Annotated in this window: 4 protein-coding genes and 2 tRNA genes; 3 read left to right on the top strand and 3 right to left on the bottom strand. The window is 49.4% G+C overall.

Going from position 1 to position 9078, the window contains the following annotated elements; genetic code table 11:
• Window position 1: 1 nt before the first annotated feature.
• From BWI44_RS17585 to BWI44_RS17575, 3 genes are all read left to right on the top strand, one after another.
• Window positions 2-66 (top strand) — tRNA-Phe (locus BWI44_RS17585).
• A gap of 18 nt (window positions 67-84) precedes the next feature.
• A tRNA-Pro gene (locus BWI44_RS17580) sits at window positions 85-157 on the top strand.
• A gap of 91 nt (window positions 158-248) precedes the next feature.
• Window positions 249-740 carry a DUF456 domain-containing protein gene (locus BWI44_RS17575; RefSeq protein ID WP_044532497.1) on the top strand — a complete coding sequence of 164 codons (492 nt, stop codon included), beginning with the start codon at window positions 249-251 and terminating at the stop codon, window positions 738-740.
• Here BWI44_RS17575 and BWI44_RS17570 read toward each other — a convergent pair.
• The 3 genes from BWI44_RS17570 to BWI44_RS17560 are packed head-to-tail and all read right to left on the bottom strand — an operon-like array spanning window position 724 to window position 9028.
• A complete protein-coding gene (locus BWI44_RS17570; protein WP_195208798.1) occupies window positions 724-3891 on the bottom strand; it encodes a DUF4450 domain-containing protein in 3168 nt (1055 codons plus the stop codon). The two genes, BWI44_RS17575 and BWI44_RS17570, sit on opposite strands and share 17 nt — an antisense overlap.
• Window positions 3892-3930: 39 nt before the next feature.
• Window positions 3931-6081: a hypothetical protein gene (locus tag BWI44_RS17565; protein WP_286815220.1), complete on the bottom strand. Its 2151-nt coding sequence runs from the start codon at window positions 6079-6081 to the stop codon at window positions 3931-3933.
• A gap of 46 nt (window positions 6082-6127) precedes the next feature.
• Window positions 6128-9028, bottom strand: a complete 2901-nt coding sequence (locus BWI44_RS17560; protein ID WP_286815219.1) for a glycoside hydrolase family 2 protein — start codon at window positions 9026-9028, stop codon at window positions 6128-6130.
• Window positions 9029-9078: the final 50 nt, after the last annotated feature.

The raw sequence follows: 9078 nt of genomic DNA, 5'->3' as shown, positions 1-9078 counted from the left end.
TAGCTCAGTTGGTAGAGCAAAGGACTGAAAATCCTTGTGTCCCCGGTTCGATTCCTGGTGGCACCACTTTTCGAAAGCAAGTATCGGAATGTAGCGCAGTTGGTAGCGCACTACGTTCGGGACGTAGGGGTCGGGCGTTCGAGTCGCCTCATTCCGACACAAAAAAGGTCTGATTCTCAACAAGAGTTAGACCTTTTTTGTTATATATCGGTTCACAAAAGACAATATTTTTCCAAATCCATATCAGCATGGTTGACATTTTACTCATCACATTAGGAGGAATATGCCTTATCGTAGGCTTATTGGGCTGTATCCTGCCTGTCATTCCCGGGCCGCCTATATCTTACGTCGGCTTGTTATTGCTTCACATTACGGATAGATCGCAATTTTCTACCACCCAGTTACTCGTGTGGTTGTTGCTGGTTGTGGTGGTGCAAGTGCTGGATTACTTCACTCCTGTCATAGGAAGTAAATTTAGCGGTGGAACCAAATGGGGAAGTTGGGGATGCCTGATAGGTTCTATTGTCGGAATCGTGTTTTTCAGCCCGTGGGGAATTGTTTTAGGACCTTTCGGAGGGGCTTTTATCGGAGAACTTTTAGGAGAAAGAAGTGCCCGGGACGCCTTCAAATCGGGCATCGGGGCACTGATAGGTTTCTTGGTAGGAACAGTATTCAAAGTAGTGATATGCGGGTATTTCGTATGGTGCTTTGCCAAGGGATTACTTACCGTTGCAGCGTAATGCTCATCAACCCGATTACCACATCATTGGAAAGAGTTTCGAGAACAAGGTGAGAAAGCTTCTTACCGGGATCCAAAGGCATTTCAAGCAGTACGGCGGCTCCACCATCCAATTCACGGGAAGCACCGGGGAATCCCAACTCCTCACCGAAATTATTACTGATTTCGCCTGTTTTAAGTCGCAGGCGGTAGAGTGCCGACGTATGGCGATTGAACGCTAAACCATCTTCAAAGAAGATGTGCTCGATAGGAGGCCAGTTATCCGGATTGCGCAAGAACATAACATCACGGGTACCGTCTTTATAATAGATACGGATAACTCCATTATCGATATGACACTGCATATGATTCGTACTGCCCGCCATAAGCAAATAAGCACGGGAAGCTTTTCCTTTGAGAGGAATTTCCAGGCTATCCGGATAATTGTCCCAAAGAGAAGTAAAAGCCACATTATGACCTTCAGCAGGAGTACGGAAAGGTATGCCCAACTCAGTATTCAATATACCATTCTGAACAGAAGAACGAAGCCCGGCATCATTAATATCCACTGTATGTAAAGGATGACACCACTCCCCGATACCCTGTTTGGGTATTTGCAAAGTAGTATAAGGAGAACGGGGAGAAAGATATTCGTTACGGAAAATATCCGTCACAGATGAGTTGAAACGGGTATCCATCACTACCGGCTCACATTTTGCAGAATGAACTTGGGTGAAAGTACTGGGTTCTATCAAACTTTGATTAGCTTCAGAATGAGGTCTGCCAACAGGATACCACCATTTCATTTCATCCTGTTGCATAGGAACAAAGCAGACAGGAGCCTCAGCATATACAACGTTGGCAGGAACTGATGCAGGAGAAGAAAACTCTTCACCACCCCATTCAATACGTACATCTGTCTCTTCACCGGAAGAGGCAGGTACCACGACAGACAGCATTGGACGAGTAATAGATTTCTCAACCAATGTCCACGTGGCAGGTTTCCCATTGATTGTGAGTTTTGCCACCTTAGAACGTTGTGCCGGAAACTGAAGTTCCAGGGTACGGACAGCAGGCAAACGATGAGTTACGACATAAGAGGTAACTCCTTCCTTATCTCCCCGCTGAAAATCGAAATCAATATCCGGTGTATGCAGAGAGGCAGACGGCCATGCGGACGGCAAACCGGGTTTCACTAACAAACGTTCGTTCATTGCATCCGGCAGAATACCATAAAGACCTTGTATCAACACGCGGGAAGCAACACCGATAGGATCACCGAAATCGCGGTAACACTCTCCACGGGCAGCATCATAGAAGCTGATCTGCCCAAAGTTGGCAGGGCTTTCACCTAAATACATACCATCCAGAATGGAACTTTTCAACAATTTGAAACCGGCATCGGTACGACCTGCCTGGAAATAAGCAAGGGCGGTATGCATCACTTCGGCAAAAGCTACATTATTAATACTCCAGGAATAAGGTAGCCAATTGGTAGTGGAAATGGTAGCATATCCTTCATCTTTCAGACCTTCGCCACGAACAGGAATATGAGGAATTTCACGGTCTACATAACTGGTGGCAAGGTATGCCTGGAAAGGATCGGCAATATCGCTGTCGAGCGCATGATAGATGGTCCACACACCGGGAGCGGTATGCAGGCGTTTATGTCCCATGAAGTCCTGGAACTCAGCCCAATGTCCACGTTCGGGCATCCAAAGGCGGGCATTCAGTGCTTTCAATATATTATCAGCTTCCTCGCGGTAAGGTGTGGAATCTTCCCCTATTTTTTCAGCAATCAGAGCAGCAAGGCGATTGGCACGATAGTTATAAGCAGTACTGTGAGTTACGGCACCGCTGTTGTAGTAGAGGGCATCGCTTGCCCAGATACAGGCGTAGGCATCGTAAAGACCGTCATTATCGGGATCATAATTGAGCTTCTCCCAGGCAAGATGACGAGTAAATACAGGCCATATACGACGGGCATATTCCAGATCACCGGTCCAGTTAAGATGCCACAGGAGTTCATCTATATAACAAAGATTCATATCATAATGATGCATCTGATCGTTACGACGCGGATTACGACAAATATATCCGTTACTGTACTGCGGTGTACCCCATTGCTTTACGGAACGAGCCAGAGCAAGGGCAGAATCCTGTGCAGGATGTGGTATCGTATTGGGTACCTCAGTCACCTGGCTGGCAGCATAGGCATCGAAATGCGTACGGGCACGATCGTGCCACCCCAAAGCATCGCCTGTATAAGCTGCACGCCAACCGCTAAGGGGCATACGCCAACCAATGGCACCATGCAACCAGACTTCACCATCCCAAATACCATCGGCAGCTACGGCAAGGGCACCACCCAGGGTATTAAAAAATGGATCGGGAGTTGTAATCCGAATGCGGGAAGCCAGTTCGGCACGGGCTCGCTCTGATTTATCATAGAGAGCAACACCCTCTTCAAAGGAAGGAATCACCAGAGAATAATCACGGACAAGAATATAAATATTCTGTGGAGCAGTGTCCAAAGCTATATCCATAGTCTGCAATTGTTCGGGGTGCTCCGGCGCATCGAAGCAACCGGGGGGATCAGCTCCCATATCACCGTTACGGCTCAGTTTGTCAAGACGGATTTCACTCAGTAAAGAGCGTAAAGTAGCCCCCAGAGGCATATTGATGGGAGTTATCTTCCAGACAGCAGCATCTTCATCGGGTAAGGCGAGAGCGGAGATCTGCAGTTCTGCCTTTTCACCCCAGGCAGGATGCGTCAGGCGATACGAACGGCGACCGGGAGTGTAGCGTGATTCACACCAGGCAGTAGAATCAAGAGCTACAGAACTGCCATCACTCAGCAGAAGACGGAAACTGATATTCTTACTATTACGCTTCTCATAAACGGCAAAAACAGGGCGGTCGCTCGTCTCTAAACGGAAGGCTGTGTGGCTGCCATAGAGAGCGCGGGTATAGCGGTTCTTACCGTTGATGCTTACAAAGTCTTCTCCATCCGGACGATATTGCAAGGTACGGGAAGCACCACGTTTATGATCGTTGAAAGAGGTGGACTCTATGCGATCGCCAGCACCTTGCGGTTTATTGCCAGTGGTATACTGTGCATAAGCGATAGCAGGCAACAGAGAGATAGCGGCATAAAGAAATATTCGTTTCATATAGGGTGATGGATAAGATGTGATAAAGAGTGATAGCACTTACGGCATCGGACTCAGACCTTCCCAACGCACATCCCATGTTCCGTCCTGCGGGAAGCCCGGATTCTTCACCTGACACCCATCCCAACCGGCACACATCAATGCTACGGCAGTCAGCAAACCACCATTACCGGGCAGGTAACAGCGCAGACGGGCATCCTGATAATTATGTCCATTCAACAGGTAGGTATTAGTGCGTTTATCCATCAGTAAAGCGCCTACAGCCTTTTCGGGTTCGCCCAGACGAGTGGCGTTCATTGCAGTCATCGGATAGTCCCACCCCCAGGTTTTCCCCCAATTCCAGTTGTCCCACACCCAGTGCAGGGTATTCTTCATATAGTCGTCACGAATGAGCTTGTTCATCGGAAGGATACCTACGGAACCGAGCACGGCCATGTGGTCGCTGGTAAAACGAATATCTTTGTAAGTATCGACGGCATCTTCGGACGCCAAGTAAAGATGATCCTCATTATAAGCAAGCGGAGAGAGTTTGTCTATCATTTCGTCCCATTCCAGATTGCGCTTTCCACCGGCACGCTCGCGCCACTTCTGGGCTGTCTGCATAGCAAAGTGCCAGTAAGAGAGTTCGAAAGGTGGGTTGATGGTGGTAGCTGCACGCAATGTTTCCTGTGCAGGGATGGCACCTTTCAGGATGAAACGACCGTGGAATTCATCATAAGTTGCGAAAGCATACATGAACTCGGCAGTTTCCTGTACCAGTTTGTTGTACTTTTGAATCACTTCGTCTGAAGGATTGGAACGGTAAACAAGTTCGGCCAGATAAATGAAATGCGGTTGTTGCCAGATCAGGAAAGAACCTACATTGGAAGGCGCTTCCGTACCGCTAGGATCGGTCATCTTCATCCAGCGCACACCGGAAAACCCCTGGCGACGGGCTATTTCACGAGCAACGGGTTCTACGGTTTCATACCAACCCAACGTACGGTCCAGCAGATCAGTATGCCCCCAAAGCGGCTGCCAGGCTTGATGCCACCAAATCATTTCGAGATGGAACTTACCGAACCAGGAATTATAAGTCAGACCTGTCTCCTGCGGAGGTACACTACCGGCAGACTGGATAGCGAGAAGATACTGACTGAGTACCACACGACGTTCCAGCTCCTTTGCACGCGGATCGGTGCAATGTGAGAAATCGACAGCAGCGCCATTCGTCCAGAAGTTCGTCCAATGAGAGGCACTGGCAGCAGCAGTTTCTGCGAAAGAGGGCAATACCTGACCGTCAGCATAGACAGGAGGTTCACTTTCAAATACGGTTCCCTGAAAATTCGGTGTAAAGAGACAGGAGAATGCCAGCATATCTTCATCCGGAGTCAAGACGAAATAGTTCTTGGACTTCTCGGCCAGGTTGGCTTTACCTTCCCAACGCAGGGTTACATAATAAGTGGTTTCATCGAGCACACGCTTCAGCACGGCACTTTGGGCATCCTGACGGACAATGGTTGTAGAATGTTTATCGTTCGCATCCCAATTGCAGGCATCATCAGCATGTGCACCCGTGGGATACGGAAAGCGCAGATTGACACCGGCATGTGCACGGCTGGTGACACTGGCGGAAATCATATCCTGATCGGGATGGCAGACTGTCTGTACATCGAAAGCGTTACCATTCAGTGTGAAGTGGCTGGTGATTTCACCTTTCCACATATTCAGTGTTTGGCGGATATCGGTGATATCAGATGCTTTCACTCCGTCACCCAGTTCCAAGCCAACGATCCCCAAGTGCAAGCGGTGCGGATTGACGCGGAACCAGTCGGAAGCTTCTTTTTGCCGTCCCTCTTCCTTGAACTGGCAGGCGTAGAGTTCTTCGTGTCCACGACCGAAGTCAAAGGCTTTCAGGACTTCTTCAGACTTGTATCCCTGCGGATTGGCAAATGAATGCCAGCCCCACTGGCTCTGTGTCCCCAAAGGTACACCCTTACTATACATAGACGGGAATGTTTGTAAGCCAGTAGCATCTACCGTGAACGCAAATTCACCATTACCCACGCTAAGCGAAGCCAACGAATCGAACGAGGCTACTTGAGGATTGTTACGAGTCACCAATGCTTCACGGTCTATCGGAGCTTGTTTTTCCGAACCACAAGCCGTCAGCACGAAAGCAGCGAAAAGGGAATAAAATACTTTTTTCATGGTATTCTTGATAACAGATAATTAGATTAATAGTATTTGGGGGAAGCTAACGGAAGTCGAACATCAGATTCAGCCGTAGTCCTTCGTCTCCTTTCTTGATGCGGATAATTCCCGGCTGGCTCTGTGGACCATGTTGGCTGATGGGCTTGAAACAACGGATACCCGGAATATCGAGTAAGAAAGAAATATCTCCCGCGGGGAAGTCGGGCATGGTATTGATGCCATCCTGGCGGCCGTGGGGTTCTTCGGGCGTGAATACCCGCAGGAAGATGCCATCACTGGCGGCATACACAGTGAAAGGAACCGTAGGACTTTGCAGGGTAGCCCAATAGAAGTTGGCATGATAGCCCTTGAATTCGGGGTACACAAGGCGGTCGGTGCTTTCACCGGTGATGGTATTGTTATAATCTTTCTGCCAGATGCCATAGTTGGCACCGGGGATACGGTTCTTCCAGACACGGTACGGACCACGCCCCATCCAACGCATGCCGGAGCACTCGGATTCGGGATATGAGAAGGTGAGTCCGAGGTTCAGGACTTCGGTATCGGTAAAGGCATCGTCGAAGCCACCGCCACCGGAAGCACGGTTCAACAGCACGGCATCCATAGAGAGGAGACCAGCTGGGGTAAGACGCCAGACGATGGAATCGGCAGCACCCCGATAGCGTGCACAAAGAACAGCATCACCATTTTCCGTACGAGTGGAGAGATTGGACAGGATCATCTTCATACCCACGGCAACGGGACCATCTTTCAGAGGGATAACCCGACTGTCGGCATTCCTTATCACAGAAGTGATAGTAGCGTCACTCTTCCGGAAAGAGACGGTAACGGCAGGGGAATGCAAAGTAATCAGAGTATCGGTTTCTTCAACACGGCAATTACCCGTAGCCGAAGTTTGTGAAGCGGACGAATGAGCATTTGCCTGCAGTTCACCTTGCAGATAATCTTTCGCATAATGTATCGGGAAGGTACGTGTACAGATACTTTCGCCATCCACTCCATACGCTTCAAGTTCCAGAATGTCCCCCTCAAAAAGCTTGGGAGCAGTGATTCGGGCGAATCCTGTCTCACCGGGAACCAACGAAGGAAGTCGTACCATTCCGCTATCTACTACCTGACGCCAGGTTTGGGCACCTCCATCGGCTACAGATACCGGGTTGCCCACGGCTTCACCTTGCAAAGGCGATGCACAATGGAGTACGCGCCAACGCATGGAACACTTGTCCAGGTTCGTAAACAGGAATCGGTTCGACACCCGGAATTCACCACGGAACGAGGGGGTAATCATCAGAGGTTCCACATAGATAGGTGACCAGACTTCACGGACAGAATAGTAACTGCCCTCCTTTTCGCGATAGGGACCGAGGATACCATCCGGGGCATTGTAATCTTCACTATCCAGTGCTCCGCCACGGTCGGAACGGCGTACAGCTTCGTCGCTGTATGCCCACATGAAACCTCCGGCAAAGAGAGGATGGGCGGTGTAACGTGCCCAGAAATCCTCCAGTCCGGCACCATGTCCCTGGTCGTACTGGCCATGCATGAATTCGGCAGGCATGAAGACTTTATAGCCATTGGTAAAACGGGCCACTCCGGTGAGATAAGCAGGATAGTGGTGTGTATCGAGTTCGTCGAAATCCGCCCAGGGGTGGATGACATGACGTTTTTGCGGGTCGTAAGTACGGAACAGGCTATCAATTGCAGTATTCCATCCACCTTCGTTACCATTACTCCAGAGCACGATACAGGGATGATTCACGTCACGCGTCAACATTTCACGAACAAGACGAGTACCTGTAGGGGTATCATAAGCATCTTGCCAACCAGCCAACTCGTCGATGTAGAGTAAACCAAGGGAGTCGCAGGCATCCAGGAAGTGTTCATCAGGGGGATAGTGAGAACGGACGGCATTCATGTTCATCTCTTTTATGAGCTTGACATCCTGTATGCTGAGTTCTTTATTCGTAGTTCGTCCGCCATCGGGGTGGAAGGTGTGTCGATTGATGCCTTTCATAACAAGCTTGGTACCGTTCAGGTAGAGTCCGTCGCGAGGACGGAAATCAATGGTGCGGAAGCCGATGCGGGTATCCATGGAGTGAATGACATTTCCTTCCTTACCGAGCAGAGAAACTGTAAGCCGATAGAGTACAGGAGACTCAGGAGTCCACGGAGATATACCGTCGAAATGAGCAGTCAGTAACTGAACGGAATCTTTAGTAACTTTCACGGGACGGTGTTCGGCATCCTTGGCAGATATCGGTGCCACTTCCATGGAAAGACTTTCTTCTCCGGTGGTGCCTTGCAAATGTACTTCTACTTTTAGCTCTCCATCCGCACGAGCATCTACGGCGAGGCGTTCGATATGCGTAGCCGGCTTTGCTTCCAGCCATACGGGGCGATATATTCCACCAAAGAGCCACCAGTCAGCCTTGCGCTCGGCAGCGTTGATGGACTTGTTGTCAGAGTGCTTCTTTACACGAACTTCAATTTGATTGTTGCTTCCGAATTTCAGCAGATCGGTGACGTCATAAGAGAAGCGATAGAAGCCTCCCTGATGTACGGGGCCTGCGGATTGGCCATTGACGAAGACTTCGGTATCAGTCATTACGCCACCAAACCAGAGGCGTACATTCTGTCCCTGCCAGTTGCGGGGAACACGGAAAGAGCGCTTATAAGTACCTTCTTCCATCGAAGGATTCTTTACTCCGGGTTTCTTATACCAACGGCCATAGGTATATTCACCGAACCCTTGCAGTTCCCATTGTGAAGGAACTTCGATTTTACTCCAGCGCCCGCTGTTGTGTCCTTCGGATACACGAAACTGCCAGGTTACGGTGTTACCCAACCCTGTGCCGGAAAGATATTGACGTTCTGTTTCCTGAGCTTGTACAACCCAAGCTGTCAGTAAGAAAAGGATAGTACCCAAAAAGTGCTTTCTACTCATAGTATTTAGCTTTATTATTCGATTTTACAAAGAAAGACATTCTCTGGCAA

The organism is Bacteroides sp. Phil13 (genome assembly GCF_001940965.1).
Lineage (GTDB): Bacteria > Bacteroidota > Bacteroidia > Bacteroidales > Bacteroidaceae > Bacteroides > Bacteroides intestinalis.
Note: the sequence above shows the minus strand (reverse complement) of the source record. Positions and strands in the feature narration are given on the sequence as shown.

What these genes read in the sequence shown, in the direction of transcription:
- BWI44_RS17570 (WP_195208798.1), bottom strand. Translation starts at nt 3,891, where the DNA reads ATGAAACGAATATTTCTTTATGCCGCTATCTCTCTGTTGCCTGCTATC.
- BWI44_RS17560 (WP_286815219.1), bottom strand. Translation starts at nt 9,028, where the DNA reads ATGAGTAGAAAGCACTTTTTGGGTACTATCCTTTTCTTACTGACAGCT.
- BWI44_RS17565 (WP_286815220.1), bottom strand. Translation starts at nt 6,081, where the DNA reads ATGAAAAAAGTATTTTATTCCCTTTTCGCTGCTTTCGTGCTGACGGCT.
- BWI44_RS17575 (WP_044532497.1), top strand. Translation starts at nt 249, where the DNA reads ATGGTTGACATTTTACTCATCACATTAGGAGGAATATGCCTTATCGTA.